Annotated in this window: 12 protein-coding genes; 9 read left to right on the top strand and 3 right to left on the bottom strand. The window is 72.9% G+C overall.

All coding sequences use genetic code 11. The features are described 5' to 3' along the window. Positions 1 to 126: 126 nt before the first annotated feature. Entirely contained in the window at positions 127 to 1,620 is a 1,494-nt protein-coding gene (locus ACLU3S_RS30210) for an SDR family NAD(P)-dependent oxidoreductase (protein ID WP_413955151.1), read from the top strand. Positions 1,621 to 1,916: 296 nt separating this feature from the next. Here ACLU3S_RS30210 and ACLU3S_RS30205 read toward each other — a convergent pair whose 3' ends face one another. After that, positions 1,917 to 2,312 (bottom strand): hypothetical protein, encoded by a 396-nt coding sequence (locus ACLU3S_RS30205; protein WP_413955150.1) that lies wholly within the window; start codon positions 2,310 to 2,312, stop codon positions 1,917 to 1,919. 495 nt (positions 2,313 to 2,807) lie between these two features. On the opposite strand from ACLU3S_RS30205, the gene ACLU3S_RS30200 reads away from it, so the two are divergent. Together ACLU3S_RS30200 and ACLU3S_RS30195 are read left to right on the top strand one after the other, a co-directional pair. Then, entirely contained in the window at positions 2,808 to 2,981 is a 174-nt protein-coding gene (locus ACLU3S_RS30200) for a hypothetical protein (protein WP_413955149.1), read from the top strand. 58 nt (positions 2,982 to 3,039) lie between these two features. Then, positions 3,040 to 3,525 (top strand): N-acetyltransferase family protein, encoded by a 486-nt coding sequence (locus ACLU3S_RS30195; RefSeq protein WP_413955148.1) that lies wholly within the window; start codon positions 3,040 to 3,042, stop codon positions 3,523 to 3,525. A 21-nt stretch (positions 3,526 to 3,546) separates the two neighbouring features. On the opposite strand, the gene ACLU3S_RS30190 is transcribed toward ACLU3S_RS30195, so the two are convergent. Further along, positions 3,547 to 4,899, bottom strand: a complete 1,353-nt coding sequence (locus tag ACLU3S_RS30190; RefSeq protein ID WP_413955147.1) for an amidase — start codon at positions 4,897 to 4,899, stop codon at positions 3,547 to 3,549. A gap of 135 nt (positions 4,900 to 5,034) precedes the next feature. Beyond that, the gene (locus ACLU3S_RS30185; protein ID WP_413955146.1) at positions 5,035 to 6,081 is read right to left on the bottom strand and encodes a LacI family DNA-binding transcriptional regulator; all 1,047 of its coding nucleotides are present in this window, start codon (positions 6,079 to 6,081) and stop codon (positions 5,035 to 5,037) included. Positions 6,082 to 6,304: 223 nt separating this feature from the next. Here ACLU3S_RS30185 and ACLU3S_RS30180 point away from each other — a divergent pair, with 223 nt between their 5' ends. The 6 genes from ACLU3S_RS30180 to ACLU3S_RS30155 all read left to right on the top strand — a co-directional run. Next, the gene (locus tag ACLU3S_RS30180) at positions 6,305 to 7,591 is read left to right on the top strand and encodes an ABC transporter substrate-binding protein (RefSeq protein WP_413955145.1); all 1,287 of its coding nucleotides are present in this window, start codon (positions 6,305 to 6,307) and stop codon (positions 7,589 to 7,591) included. Positions 7,592 to 7,597: 6 nt separating this feature from the next. Further along, a complete protein-coding gene (locus tag ACLU3S_RS30175) occupies positions 7,598 to 8,485 on the top strand; it encodes a carbohydrate ABC transporter permease (RefSeq protein WP_413955144.1) in 888 nt (295 codons plus the stop codon). Further along, positions 8,482 to 9,387, top strand: coding sequence for a carbohydrate ABC transporter permease (locus ACLU3S_RS30170; RefSeq protein WP_413955143.1), 906 nt, complete (start codon positions 8,482 to 8,484; stop codon positions 9,385 to 9,387). The genes ACLU3S_RS30175 and ACLU3S_RS30170 overlap by 4 nt, the downstream gene beginning before the upstream one ends. A 35-nt stretch (positions 9,388 to 9,422) precedes the next feature. Beyond that, positions 9,423 to 10,679 carry a glycoside hydrolase 5 family protein gene (locus ACLU3S_RS30165; protein WP_413955142.1) on the top strand — a complete coding sequence of 419 codons (1,257 nt, stop codon included), beginning with the start codon at positions 9,423 to 9,425 and terminating at the stop codon, positions 10,677 to 10,679. A 79-nt stretch (positions 10,680 to 10,758) separates the two neighbouring features. Then, positions 10,759 to 12,804, top strand: a complete 2,046-nt coding sequence (locus tag ACLU3S_RS30160) for an endo-beta-N-acetylglucosaminidase (protein ID WP_413955141.1) — start codon at positions 10,759 to 10,761, stop codon at positions 12,802 to 12,804. Positions 12,805 to 12,834: 30 nt separating this feature from the next. Next, on the top strand, positions 12,835 to 14,707 hold a 1,873-nt coding region (locus tag ACLU3S_RS30155), incomplete at its 3' end, for an alpha-mannosidase (protein ID WP_413955140.1).

Here is a 14,707-nt window from a genome sequence, read left to right as displayed (position 1 = left end):
CGCCGGCGCGCGGTCGCGCAGTTCGGGACGCGTTTGGCTCCGGGGCCGGACGCTCCGTACACTTCCCCGTTCGAAAGCGGGCGCGAGTCGGAGCGCTGCGCGGGAGATCAGGGAAGCGGCAGCGCGATGACGGTGACAGAAGACGGCCCCATGCCCACGGAAGAGGTGGTCCACGGCCCGGGTATCGACCCCGAGCGCCTGGCCGTCTGTCTGAGCGTGCTGGAGGAGCTCGACCGGCTGGACGTCGACCACCCCGACGCGATCAAGGTGCGCCGCGCCACCTCGCACATCTACCGGACGGTCAAGCAGCGCCGCCGCCAGGAGCGCCGCGCCGCCAAGACCGCGCACGACCGTGCGGTCACCGAGGCCACGGCCACCGGCTCCGCCGAGCGCATCGACGACGAGACGGAGGGCATCCTGCCCTCCTCGAAGGTCGAGCCCGGCCGGATCGCGGGCATACTCCAGCGCCCCCGCTCCTGCTACACCTGCAAGAGCCGCTATGTCGAGGTCGACTACTTCTACCACCAGCTCTGCCCGACGTGCGCGGCCGAGAACCGCGCCAAGCGCGACGCCCGCACCGACCTCACCGGCAAGCGCGCCCTGCTCACCGGCGGCCGGGCCAAGATCGGCATGTACATCGCGCTGCGGCTGCTGCGCGACGGCGCCCACACGACGATCACCACGCGTTTCCCCAAGGACGCCATTCGCCGCTTCAAGGCGATGGAGGACTCGGCGGACTGGCTGCACCGGCTGGCGGTCGTCGGCATCGACCTGCGCGACCCGGCGCAGGCCGTGGCCCTGGCCGAGCAGGTCGCCGAGGCGGGCCCGCTGGACATCCTGATCAACAACGCCACGCAGACCGTGCGGCGCCTGCCGTCCGCGTACGCCGCCCTGGTCGAGGGCGAGAGCGCCCCGCTGCCCGCCGGTGAACTCCCCGCCCACCACGTCATCGGCGCCTTCAACTCCGGCGCCGTCGACGGCATCGCCGCGCTGCCCGTCGGCACCAGCGGCCTGGAGGCCCAGAAGGTCGCCGACCTCGCCCTCGTCGCGGGGAACGCCAGCGTTGCCCGGCACCTCGACGGCACCGCCATCGACGCCGGCGGCCTCGTCCCGGACGTCGTCGACAGCAACACCTGGGTGCAGACCATCGACCAGATCTCCCCGGTCGAGCTGCTCGAGACCCAGCTGTGCAACTACACCTCGCCGTTCATCCTGATCAGCGCCCTGCGCCCGGCCATGGCCGACGCCGCGAAGAAGGCGGCCAGCGGGCGCGCGTACGTCGTCAACGTCTCCGCGATGGAGGGCGTCTTCAGCCGCGGCTACAAGGGCGCCGGGCACCCGAACACCAACGCCGCGAAGGCCGCCATGAACATGGTCACGCGGACCAGCGCGACGGAGATGTTCGAGACGGACGGCATCCTCATGACCTCCGTCGACACCGGCTGGATCACCGACGAGCGCCCACACTACGACAAGCTGCGCCTCGCCGAGGCCGGCTTCCACGCGCCCCTCGACCTGGTCGACGGCGCGGCCCGCGTCTACGACCCGATCGTCCGCGGCGAGGCCGGCGAGGACCTGTACGGCGTCTTCCTGAAGGACTACGCACCGGGCAAGTGGTGACCCCGCACCAGCGGTGACCGGCGCGGGCGCCTCCGCGCCCGTGAGGGGCGCCCCCGGGCCATGGCGGTCGGCGGGGCGTGCGCCGACGCGGCCGGGTGGAGGTGCGCCCCGGCACCCCGCTCCACCGCCGGCGCACGTGTCCGCGCGCGGCAAGCGGCGATTTCGGGACATGCTCGCGGCCGTCGGGGGGCGCCCGGGCCTCCCGCGTCCCCGCGGCTCGTGCACGGCGTTCGTTCCCTGCCGGGGACGTACGCGCGTGCCCGGGCCCCGTCGGCCGGCAGGTCCGTGCCGGGTGTTCAGTCGATCGCGCCGAGGCGGGAGTTGTGGGCCGCCACCAGCTCCAGCACCGTGCGCCAGTCCTCCAGGACGCCCGCGTCGAAGGCGGCCGTCCGCCCCTCCTCGAGGGCCTGCCGCAGCCGCGGCAGGTCGTCGTCGCCGGGGCCCCCGTCCCCGCGGACCAGCCGGAACACCCGCTCCCCGAGCAGGGCGCGGACCGCGTCGGCGGCGCTGTGCGCGCGGGCGGCCTCGTCGCCCGGGGAGAGCACCGGTCCGATCCCGTGGACCAGCCCCGCCACCTGGAGCTCCTTGTCGGCGGGACGGCCGCGGCGCAGCAGCGCGGCGGCTCGCAGCGCGTGCTGGTGCCGGCCGGCGTACAGCAGATCCATCAGCTCCTCGACGCTGCGCAGCTCCATGCGTCAGTCCTTCCGCGAGACAGCCGTGCCGCACGCCGGCAGATCATGGCGAGCTTGCGATCCGGCCAACGGCGCTTGAACGGTGCCGCGCCCGGGAGCGGCAGGCCTGGCGATGTCGATCATTTGTTCGTATCAGCAGCGCCGTGTGGATCATTCGGTCCGGCGTGCGCGATGTGCGCTTTGTTGTGAATAATCGCATATTGAGTGCTCTTGACTGGCGCATCGCAGCCCGATAGTTACTGCTTGTTTGCACTCCCTATCGAGCGGAGGTCCGCTCATTTGGTTACCCTGGAACGGACGGACAGCAGCAAGGGGTCCCACCCACACCCACCCGTCCGTCCCGGGGCGAGCCGGCGGACATCGGCCCGCTCCGCACGAGTACCGGCGCCACCGCGTCCGAACTGGCCTTCCACCCAGACCCGAGCGGGCGCCGGGCGTCGGAGCAGCGACTGTCCGGTACGCCCTGAGGGTGACCCGACACAGAAGGAGTGCGCGGTGACACCGGAGAAGACGAACAGCGAGCAGCGACCCAAGGAGCAGCAGGAGCGCGCGGGCCGCAGGCCCGGAGAACTCGGCAGCCTCGACGTGTGGGCCCGCTCCGCCCCGATCCGCCTCGCGGGCTACGAGGACGACCTCGCCGAGCCCCATATCCTGCCCAGCGTGGACTGACCCGCGTCCGTCCCTCGCGATCGCCGCCCGCATGGGCGTGACTGGCACAATCACGCCCATGCTGATCAGAGAAGCCACAGCCGGCGACTGGCCGCGCATCTGGCCCTTCTGGCACCGGATCGTCGCCGCCGCCGAGACCTACACCTGGGACCCCGACACGAGCGAGGAAGCGGCCCGCACCCTGTGGATGGGCCCCGGCAAGCGCGTCTACGTGGCCGAGGATCCCGCCGGCACGGTGGCCGGCTCCGCCTATCTCACCGCCAACTACGGCGGACCCGCCGCCCGCGTCGCCAACGCCGGCTTCATGGTCGACCCCGACCGCTCGGGCAGCGGCATCGGCCGCGCCCTCGCCGAGCACGTCCTGGCCGAGGCCAAGGCGCACGGCTACCGCGCCATGGTCTTCAACGCCGTGGTCGAGACGAACCCCGCCGTGGCGCTGTGGACCTCCCTCGGCTTCGCCGTCCTCGGCACCGTCCCGGAGGCCTTCGAGCACCCCCGGCACGGCCGGGTCGGGCTGCACATCATGTACCGCGCGCTGGACTGACCGGCCGGAGAGGGGCCGGCTCTAGTCCAAGTCCGCCAGTGGTGCCGTGCGCCGCCACGGGCTCAGCCGCTCCAGCTCCTGCGCCAGATCCAGCAGGTCGGCCTCCGTGCCCGGGCGCCCCACCAGCTGGACGGCGCAGGGCGCGCCCGAGGGCAGGGCGCCGACCGGTACGGACATCGCGGGCCAGCCCGTCAGGTTCCACGGCGGGGTGAACGGCGAGTAGGCGGTGTTGACGAGGACGTTGCGCAGCCAGCCGCGCTCGTGCCACGGACCGGCCACGGGGGAGCGGCGCGCCAGGGCCGGGGTGAGCAGCACGTCGTGCTCGGCGAAGAAGGGCGCCAGCCGGGCCCGCAGGCGCTCGCGCTCCGCGCCGGTGCGCACCGAGCGCACGAAGTGCCGGCCCAGCGCCGCGTGCACCCGGGTGCGCCGGGCCAGCCGCGCCGCGTCCAGCCCTTCGGCGTCCACCGCCGTCCCCGCCGTCCAGTGCCGGAGCGCGGTCACACCGAGCGAGAGGGGATACGGCGGCTCGGCCCGGCGCACCCGGTGCCCGGCCCGCGCCAGCAGGCCCGCCGCCTCCCGGGCCGCGGCCGTGTACGGCCTGCTCACGCTCACCCCGGCGAGCGGGCTGCGCAGCGCCACGGCGATCCGCCGGCGCGCCGGCTCCTGCGCCGCGGGGAAGCCGGTGCCCGCCAGGACGGAGAGCACCAGCCGCAGGTCCTCCACCGTGGTCGCCAGCGGACCGTTCTCCGCCATGCCGAACCAGTCGCCGTTGCCGATGCCCGCCGGCACCACCCCGTGCCCGGGCTTCAGTGTGACCAGCCCGCAGTTCGCCGCCGGGATGCGCAGCGAGCCCATGCCGTCGTTGCCGAGCGCGACCGGCACGAGCCCCGCGGCCACGGCCGCCGCGCTGCCGCCGGAGGAGCCGCCCGCCGTGCGCGTGGTGTCCCACGGGTTGCGGGCGGTGCCGTACACACCCTCGGTGGTGCCGAACACGCACAGCTCAGGCACGTTGGTCAGGCCCAGGACCACGGCACCGGCCGCCCGCAGCCGGGCCACGGTGACATGGTCCTGCGCGGCGGGCGTGTCCGGCGTGGCGGCGGAGCCGTCGCGGTGCGACTCCCCGCGCACCGCCAGGTTGTCCTTCACCGCCACCGGGACGCCCGCGAGCGGCAGTTCGGCGAGATCACCGCGCGAGCCCACCTCGTCCGCCTCGGCGAGCGCCGCCTCCGCCCGGACCGTGCGGAACGCCTCGACGCGTGTGCCGAGCCGCTCGATCCGTGCGAGGTGCTCAGCGACCACCTCGCGTGGTGTCACCCGCTTCTCGCGTACCGCCCCGGCGATCTCGACGGCACTCCGCCCGACCCAGTTCCCCACGCGCACTCCTCGCTCGTTCGCCGGCTACCCGCCGGTAGGCATCACGGTGCAGGGAAAACTGTGCCGGGTCGGGGACGGCACGTCGAGAGGCCGTGCCCACGGGTTCTCTCCTCCGCGGCCGCCGAAGGGGGGTCGTCAGGCGGTCCGCGCGGCGCCCGTGCTGTCCCGCCCGATCAGCCGGGGGACCGGGACCCGCGCGGCCCGGGCCGGGCCGCCGTCCAGCAGGGTCAGCAGCTCGCGGGCCGCCGTCCGCCCGAACTCCGCGCTGTCGCGGGAGAGGGCGGACAGCCGGGGCGTGACCATGCGGCACAGGGCCGAGTCCTCCCAGGAGACCACCGAGACGTCCTGCGGGACGCGGAAGCCCAGGTCGGCGGCGGCGGCCACGCCGGCCACGGCCATCACGTCGTTGTCGTAGATCAGGGCCGTCGGGGCGGCGGAGCCGCCGAGCACCCGGCGGGTGACGGCGGCGCCCTGCGCGTCGGAGTAGTCGGTGGGCACCGAGCGGACCTCGGTCAGGCCCCGCCGCTCCGCCTCCGCGCGCAGGGTGGCGACACGCCGCTGGGTGTGCGCGAGGCCGGGCAGGCCGGCGATGTGGACGATACGACGGTGGCCGAGGGCCGCCAGTTCGTCCACGACGGAGGCCATCGCGCCGGCGTCGTCCGCCCAGACCGTCGACAGCCCCGGGTGGGACACGTCGGGTGCGCCGCCGATCACCACCGCCGGCAGGCCGAGTTCGTCCAGCAGACCGGGCCGTGGGTCCGTGGCGCGGGGGTCGGCCACCAGGACGCCGTCCACCCGGTGCTCCGCCCACCAGCGCCGGTACACCGCGCACTCCTCCGTCACGTCCTCGGCCACCTGGAAGAGCAGGCCCAGATGACGCTCGGCGAGCACCTCCTGGATGCCGGAGACGAGCTGGAGGAAGAAGGAGTCGACGCCCAGGGAGTGCGCGGGGCGGGCCAGGACGAAGCCGACCGTGGCGACGCCCTCGCCGGACAGCGCGCGGGCGGCCGTGCTGGGCCGCCAGCCGAGCTGTTCGGCCACCCGGCGGACCCGCGCCCGCGTCGCCTCGGACACGCCGGGGCGGCCGTTGAGCGCGAAGGAGACGGCGCTCTCGGAGACCCCGGCCCGCCGGGCGATGTCCTTCATCGTGGGCCGGCGTGCGGGGGACCGCTTGGTCGGCACGACTTCCCTCCCCCCTCCGGACGCCGTTCGCTAATGCGCTTGAGTGTCAAGACCCTAAAGCGCATTAGCAATTGATGGCAAGCCCCCGGTCACTCCGCTGTGACCTGCACTGATGCACGGCTAATTTCTTTAGCTCCGCAGAATGCATTGACTTCGTCCGAAGGGCGCGGGCATGGTCTCTGGCGCCCCCAACCGCCAGGCCCAGCAAGGGAGTCGTGTCCCCGTGCCCATGTCTCGCAGAACCCTCGCCGCCGCCGCCTTCGCCCTCCTCCTGCCACTGAGCGCCTGCGGCTCGGGCGGTGACGGCGGCGGTTCCACCGACGCCTCCGGCAAGGTCCAGGGAGACATCACCTTCCAGACCTGGAACCTGCGCGCCAACTTCAAGCCGTACTTCGACGGCCTGGTAGCCGACTTCGAGAAGAAGTACCCCGGCACGCACGTGAAGTGGATCGACCAGCCCGCCGAGGGCTACGCCGACAAGCTGAGCGCCGACGCCGCCGGCGGCACCCTGCCCGACGTCGTCAACGTCTCCCCGGACCTGGTCGCCCCGCTGGCCAAGGCCGGACTCGCCCTCGACCTCGGCAACGCCGGTGCCAAGTACCGATCCGAATACCTGCCCGGCGCCTGGGCCGGCCATCAGGTGCCGGGCATGAGCGGCACCTACGCCTTCCCCTGGTACCTGAACACCGGCCCGCTCTTCTACAACAAGGCCCTGTTCCGCAAGGCCGGACTCGACCCGGACAAGCCGCCGACGACGTACGCCGAACTCTTCGCCGACGCCCTGCAGATGGCGAAGAGGAGCGGCGGCAGGGTCGCCACCCTCGCCAACGTGCCCACCATCGAGGACTTCGGCCGCTACGGCGTCCCGCTCATGAACAAGGAAGGCACCGCGTTCGCGTTCAACGACGCCAAGGGAGTCGAACTCCTCACCAAGTACAAGGAGCTGTACGACGCCAAGGCGCTCGACCCGCAGGCCCTGACCGCGACCCCGGAGTCCTCCGGCAAGAAGTTCCTCACCGGCGCCGTCGCCATGAACCCCGGAAGCGCCCTCGACCTCGACAACTTCAAGAAGAACGCGCCGAGCCTCTACAAGAACATCGGCATCACCGACCAGATCACCAGCACCGGCCACGTCAACATGTACGTGATGGGCGTGATGGTCAACGCCCGCACCAAGCACACCCCGGCCGCCGTCGCCTTCGCGCACTTCGTCACCGACGCGCAGAACCAGATGTCCTTCGCCAAGAAGGTCGCCATCTTCCCGAGCACCGCCGGCTCCCTGAACGACCCGTACTTCACCAAGGAGGACGGCACCGACGAGACCAGGGTGCGCATCGCCGCCGCCAAGTCCCTGAAGAACGCGGTCAACTACACGCCCGTGCTGTTCAGCGACCAGATGAAGACCGCCCTGCGCAACGAGGTCGCCAAGGCGCTCCAGGGCAAGGAGAGCCCCAAACAGGCCCTCGACAACGCTGTCAGCGCCGCCGACCGCCTCCTCCAGCAGGGCTGACGTGCCATGGCCGCGCCCCTCCGCATCAGGCGCCAGCTCCCCACCAGTCCCTGGCTGTTCGCCGCCCCCGGACTCCTCGTCACCGGCGCCTTCGTGCTCTACCCGTTCGTCTCCACCCTGGTGAACTCCTTCACCGACCGGCGCACCCTGCTCCCGGGCCGCTTCGTGGGCCTCGCCAACTTCCGCGAGCTCCTGCACGACGACATGTTCTGGACCGGCCTGCGCAACAGCACGCTCTACGTCCTCGGCGTCGTGCCGGCCCTCGTGGTACTGCCGCTGCTGCTGGCGCTGCTGGTGCAGAAGAACATCCCCGGCATCACCTTCTTCCGCTCGGCCTTCTACACCCCGGTCGTCGCCTCGGTCGTGGTCGTCGGGCTGATCTGGGTGTGGCTGCTGGACGAACGCGGCCTGGTCAACTCGCTGCTGGACACGGTGGGGGCCGGGCGGATCGGGTTCCTCAGCGACCAGTGGCTGCTCCTGCTGAGCGCGATGGCCGTCACGGTGTGGAAGGGCCTCGGCTACTACATGATCATCTATCTCGCGGCGCTGGCGAACGTGCCCCGCGAACTGCACGAGGCCGCCGCCGTGGACGGCGCGGGCCCGGTGCGCCGGTTCCTGTCGGTCACCGTGCCCGCCGTGCGCTCCACCATGGTGCTGGTCGCGGCGCTCTCCTCCGTCGCCGCCTTCAAGGTCTTCTCCGAGGTGTACCTGATGGCGGGCCCGACCGGCGGCCCGGCCGGCGAGGACACCACCCTCGTCATGCTCGTGCAGCGCACCGGCACCGGCCTGACCGGCCGCGTCGGCTACGCCTCCGCCCTCTCGGTCGTCGTGTTCGCCGTCACCGTCGCGCTGATGCTGCTCGTGCTGCGCGCCGACCGGAGGGAGGAGTCGTGAGCGTGCTGGAGAGGGTGCGGCCCGAGCCGCCCGTCACCACGCGGCGGGAGCCCCGTGTCACGGACGAGCACGGCCGCCGGATCCGGGCCGCCGAGCTGGCCTGGCGCTATCTGGTGCTCCTCGCCGTCCTCGCCCTGACCGTCGGCCCGTTCCTCTGGCAGCTGTCCACCTCCCTGAAGGGACCCACCGAGGACATCTACAGCTCACCGCCGGCGTTCCTGCCCGCCCACCCGACGCTGCACAACTACGCCCGGGTCGCCGACACCATCCCCGTCTGGGACTACGCCCTGAACTCCCTGAGGGTCGCCGCCGCCAGTGTCGTGACCAACTGCGTCGGCTCGGCGCTCGCCGGATACGCGCTGGCCCGGCTGCGCTACCGCGGCCGGCGCGTGGCCACGCTCGTCTTCGTGCTGGCGATGCTCGTGCCGGTCGAGGGCATCGTCATCGCCCAGTTCACCACCATGCGGGAACTCGGCCTGAACAACACCCTCGTCGGGGTCGTCCTGCCCGGCGCGATCGGGGCCATGAACGTGCTGCTGATGCGCAACGCCTTCCGCGGCCTGCCCTACGAGATCGAGGAGGCCGCCTACGTCGACGGCGCCAACGTCTGGCAGCGGTTCCTGCGCGTCGCCCTGCCCTCGGTCAAGGGGACCCTCGCCGTCGTGGCGATCTTCGCCTTCATGGGCGCCTGGGACGACTTCCTGTGGCCGCTGATCGTGCTCAGCGACCCGTCGAAGTTCACCCTGACCATCGGCCTCAACTATCTGCACGGCACCTTCGCCAACGACGAACGCCTGGTCGCTGCCGGCACGGTGATCGCCGTCGCGCCGCTCATCGCCCTCTTCGCCTGCCTCCAGCGGTACTTCTTCCGCGGCGTCGGCGAGGGCGCGATCAAGGGCTGAACGTCCCCCGTACGTACGACAGAACCAGGATGCCCATGACTCCTGCCGTGCGCTTCGGCGTCAACTACACGCCGAGCGAGGGCTGGTTCCACCACTGGCTCGACTTCGACCTCGACTCCGTGCGCGCCGACCTCGACGCGATCGCCGCGCTCGGCCTCGACCACATCCGCGTCTTCCCGCTGTGGCCGTACTTCCAGCCCAACCGCACCCTGATCCGCCCGCGCGCCGTCGAACAGCTCGTCGCCCTCGCCGACGCGGCCGGCGAACGCGGCCTCGACGTCAACGTGGACGGACTGCAGGGCCACCTGAGCAGCTTCGACTTCCTGCCCGCCTGGACCCGCACCTGGCACCGGCGCAACCTCTTCACCGACCCGCACGTGGTCGACGGCCAGGCAACCTACCTGCGCACCCTCGCCGCCGCCCTCGCCGACCGGCCCAACTTCATCGGCATGACGGTCGGCAACGAGGTCAACCAGTTCGCCGCCGAACCCCACCCCGACCCCGACCGGATCACGGCCCAGGAGGCCGAGCGCTGGCTCACCCGGATGCTCGCCGCCTGCGCCGAGGGCGCCCCGGACCGCCTCCACCTGCACGCCTCCTACGACGCCGCCTGGTACCAGGACGACCAGCCCTTCACCCCCGGCCACTCCGCCCGGCTCGGCGACCTCACCGCCGTGCACTCCTGGGTCTTCAACGGCACCGCCCAGCGCCACGGCCGCGCCTCCGTGCCGGCCGAGCACCACGCCGCCTACCTGGTCGAGCTCAGCAAGGCCTGGGCGCACGAACCCCACCGGCCGGTGTGGCTGCAGGAGGTCGGCGCGCCCGCGCCGCTGGTGCCCGCCGAGCACGCGGCCGCCTTCGCGGAGGCGACCGTCGCCCACGTCCTCGACTGCCCGGACCTGTGGGGCGTCACCTGGTGGTGCTCCTACGACGTCTCGCGCGGCCTCGCCGACTTCCCCGAACTGGAGTACTCGCTCGGCCTGTTGACCACCGACCGGCGGCCGAAGGACCTCGCGCGCGCGCTCGCCGGGGCGGCGCGGGCCCGGCCCGCGCCGCCCGCCGTGCGGGACACGGCCCTCGTCGTCCCCGCCGAGCCGGGCCACCGCTCCCGCTGCGCCCCGGGCGGACCGGTCTTCGACGCGTTCTTCCGGCTCGTCGCCGACGGCGCCCGTCCCACCACCGTGCTCGACACCCGCGCCGACGACCCGGACCACCTGGCCGCCCGCGGCATCACCGAAGTCGTCGCCTGCGACCAGGTGCTCCCCACCCCGCAAGGACGCATCCGCTCGTGAACCGGAGCAGACGCACCCTCCTCACCGAAGTCGTCGCCTGCGACCAGGTACTCCCCACCCCCCAAGGAGGCATCCGCTCGTGAACCCCAGCAGACGCACCCTCCTCGCCGCCGCCACCGCGGCCGCCCTGGCACCCGCCCTGCCCGAGTCCGCGTCCGCGGCCCCGCGAGCCGCCGCGGCGACCCCGCCGTACGCCTCCTACTGGTACCCGGACACCCTGCCCGCCGGCAGCCCGGGGCCCGGCATCACCTGGCGCAGCCTGAAGACCTGGCGCGCGGCCGACGACCCCGACCTCGCCTTCAACGCCGCGTCCGTGCCCCTCGCACGCCGCTTCACCCCGGCCCCGGCCAACGCCACCGCCCGCTCCCGCCAGGCCCGGGTCCAGGCCCTGGTCTCCTTCGGGCCCACGTCCGGCAACCCCGCGCAGGGCTCGGCCACCGCCGACTACTACGCCCTCACCCACTGGGCCTACCTCGACGAGCTGGTGTTCTGGGGCGGCTCGGCCGGCGAGGGCCTGATCCTCGCGCCGAACGCGCCGGTCGTCGACGCGGCCCACCGGCACGGCGTCCCCGTCCTCGGCACCGTCTTCCTGCCGCCCACCGTCTACGGCGGACAGCTCCAGTGGACCCGCGACCTCGTGCAGCAGGACGCCGCCGGGCACCATCCGCTCGCCGCTCAGCTCGTCGCCGTGGCGGCCGCCCACGGCTTCGACGGCTGGTTCCTGAACGCCGAGACCGACGGCGGGAACACCGCACTCGGCCGGGCGATGCTCGGCTTCGTCGAGGAGCTGAGGGAGCGCGCGGCGGCCGAGGGCCAGCGGGTGACCTGGTACGACGCGATGACCGTGAACGGCACGGTGTCCTGGCAGGGCGCCCTGGACAGCCAGAACCAGGCGTTCTTCCAGGCCGCCGACGACCTGTTCGTCGACTTCCGGTGGAGCGGCGCGACGCTCGCGTCCTCCGGTGCCGAGGCGGAGCAACTGGGGCGCAGCCGCTACGCGTTGTGGGCCGGAGTCGACGTCGAGTCGAACGGGCCCGACACCTGGGTGGACTGGGACGCGATCGTCCCGGCCGGCAGGCCGCACGTCACCTCGATCGGCCTCTACCGGCCCGAGTGGACGCGCAACCATCTGCCCGCCGGCCAACGCGCCCCGGAGATCTTCCACGCCGCCGACGACCGGTTCTGGACCGGACGGTCGCTGGATCCGTCGGCGCCGGACCCGGACGATCCGTGGCGGGCGCCCGCGGTGTCGGTGGCGGACCGGTCGACCGTGACCTCGGCGCCGTTCGCGAGCGTGTTCAACACGGGGCACGGGCTGCGCTGGTACGAGGAGGGGGCCGTCGTCTCGGACACGCCGTGGAACCACCTCGGGCTCCAGGACCGGCTGCCGTCGCGGCGCTGGGTGGTGCGCACGCAGGGGGCGCGGCCGGAGGTGTCCTTCGACTTCGCCGACGCGTGGCGGGGCGGGAGCAGTGTGCTGATCGCCGGTGAACCGGATCAACCGGTGGTGGTGGATCTGTACGCGACGCGGCTGCCGATCGGCGCCGGCTCGGTTGTCGATCTGACCTACCGGGCAGATGCCGGGAGTGTGACCCTGGAGCTGGCCGTCGCGACCGCCGAGCCGGGTGGCCCGGGGGCGCCACCGCCGTACCGGTATCTGCCGGTGAACACGATCAACGGGCACCCCCGTGCGGCCGTGAAGTCGGTCAACGGCTGGGACACCGCGACCGTGCCGCTCACCGGGGTGTCCGGGACCGTGCACGCGCTCGGCATCCGCCTCACCGCCACCCGGGCGCCCGTGCGCTGGCGCCTCGGCGGTCTCGCCGTCCGCCCCGCCGGCACTCCGCCGGCCTCTGCGGCACCCTCCGGCGCCCGGATCACCGCGGCGGACGGCGGCGACCTCCGCCTCGCCTGGAACGCCGCCCCCGGCGCCGTACGCCACTACACCCTGCACCGCCTCCTCCCCGACGGCACCCGCCGCTTCCTCGGCGCCACCTGCCAGCGGGCGTACTTCGTCCCCGGCCTGCGGCCCGAGCAGGGCGAACGGTCGGCACGGTTGGAAGTGCGCGCCGTAGGGGAGCTGTACACCTCGTCGGCCCCCGTGACCGTCACCCACACCTGGTGAACACCCGGAACCCAGCAGGGAGCACCCCGCATGCATGACGACCGCACTCTGGTGGAAGCCCGCCTCAGGCGGGTCCTGGACGAACGCATCCGCCCCGCCGTGTACCCCGAGTCCGTGCCGCTCGAGGTGGCGGTGTGGCACGCGCCCGGCGAGCCGGTGCCGGTCGCGGAGGGGCTCGCCGCCGAGCCCGAGCCGATCGACGTGGGCGCGCGCTGGGGTGCTCCGTGGGGCACGAGCTGGTTCCGGGTGACCGGAACCGTGCCCGAGGCGTGGGCCGGGCGGACCGTCGAGGCAGTGCTCGACCTGGGCTTCGACGAGAACATGCCCGGCTTCCAGTGCGAGGGCCTGGTCTACCGGCCCGACGGAACCCCGGTGAAGGGCCTGAACCCGCGCAACCAGTGGGTGCGCATCGGGGCGCCCGTCGCGGGCGGCGAGCAGGTGCGCCTGCACATCGAGGCCGCCTCCAACCCGGTCATCCTCGACTACCACCCCTTCCGGCCCACCCGGCTCGGCGACAAGGACACCGCCGGGCACGAGCCGCAGTACACGCTGACCCGCATGGACCTCGCCGTCTTCGACGACACCGTGTGGCAGCTGGTGCTCGACCTGGAGGTGCTCGGCGAGCTGATGGCCGAGCTGCCGGCGGACTCCGGCCGCCGGTACGACATCCTCCGCGCGGTCGAGTGCGCCCTGGACGCCGTCGACCTGCAGGACGTGAACGGCACGGCGGAGCGGGCCCGGGAGCGGCTCACCGGTGTGCTCGCGGCACCGGCCGTGCCGTCCGCGCACCGGATCAGCGCCGTCGGGCACGCCCACATCGACTCGGCGTGGCTGTGGCCGCTGCGCGAGACGGTGCGCAAGGTGGCCCGTACGACGTCCAACATGACCGCGCTCGTCGAGGACGAGCCGGACTTCGTGTTCGCCATGTCCCAGGCGCAGCAGTGGGCGTGGGTGAAGGAGCACCGGCCCGAGGTGTGGGCGCGGGTGAAGAAGGCGGTCGCCGACGGCCGGTTCGTGCCGGCCGGCGGCATGTGGGTGGAGTCCGACACCAACATGCCCGGCTCGGAGGCGATGGCCCGGCAGTTCGTGCACGGCAAGCGGTTCTTCCTCGACGAGTTCGGCATCGAGAACGAGGAGGCCTGGCTGCCGGACACCTTCGGGTTCGCCGCGGGCCTCCCGCAGATCATCAGGGCCGCCGGGTCCAAGTGGCTGCTGACGCAGAAGATCTCGTGGTCGCAGACGAACAGGTTCCCGCACCACACCTTCCAGTGGGAGGGCATCGACGGCACGCGGATCTTCACCCACTTCCCGCCCGTCGACACCTACAACTGCTCCATGAAGGGCAGCGAAATCGCCCACGCCGCACGGAACTTCAGGGACAAGGGCCGTGCCCGGCACTCCCTCGCCCCCACCGGCTGGGGCGACGGGGGCGGCGGCACGACCCGGGAGATGGTCGCCAAGGCGGCCCGGCTGCGCGACCTGGAGGGCTCCGCCACCGTCGCCTGGGAGACGCCCCGCGCGTTCTTCGAGAAGGCCCAGGCCGAGTACCCCGACCCGCCCGTCTGGGTCGGGGAGCTGTACCTGGAACTGCACCGGGCCACCCTCACCAGCCAGGCGAAGACCAAGCAGGGCAACCGGCGCAGCGAGCACCTGCTGCGCGAGGCGGAGCTGTGGGCCGCCACCGCCGCCGTACGCACCGGATTCCCCTACCCCTACGAGGAGCTGGACCGCATCTGGAAGACGGTCCTGCTGCACCAGTTCCACGACATCCTGCCCGGCTCCTCCATCGCCTGGGTGCACCGGGAGGCCAGGGCGACGTACGAGCGCGTCGCGGCCGAGCTGAACGAGATCGTCGCGGCGGCCCAGCGCGCCCTGGCCGGGGAGGGCACCCGGGAACTGGTGT

The organism is Streptomyces sp. AF1A (assembly GCF_047340315.1).
Taxonomy (GTDB): Bacteria; Actinomycetota; Actinomycetes; order Streptomycetales; family Streptomycetaceae; genus Streptomyces.
The sequence above is the reverse complement of the archived record's forward strand: the minus strand, read 5'-3'. Positions and strand labels throughout refer to the sequence as shown.

What these genes read in the sequence shown, in the direction of transcription:
- ACLU3S_RS30210 (WP_413955151.1), top strand. Translation starts at nt 127, where the DNA reads ATGACGGTGACAGAAGACGGCCCCATGCCCACGGAAGAGGTGGTCCAC.
- ACLU3S_RS30205 (WP_413955150.1), bottom strand. Translation starts at nt 2,312, where the DNA reads ATGGAGCTGCGCAGCGTCGAGGAGCTGATGGATCTGCTGTACGCCGGC.
- ACLU3S_RS30195 (WP_413955148.1), top strand. Translation starts at nt 3,040, where the DNA reads ATGCTGATCAGAGAAGCCACAGCCGGCGACTGGCCGCGCATCTGGCCC.
- ACLU3S_RS30175 (WP_413955144.1), top strand. Translation starts at nt 7,598, where the DNA reads ATGGCCGCGCCCCTCCGCATCAGGCGCCAGCTCCCCACCAGTCCCTGG.
- ACLU3S_RS30165 (WP_413955142.1), top strand. Translation starts at nt 9,423, where the DNA reads ATGACTCCTGCCGTGCGCTTCGGCGTCAACTACACGCCGAGCGAGGGC.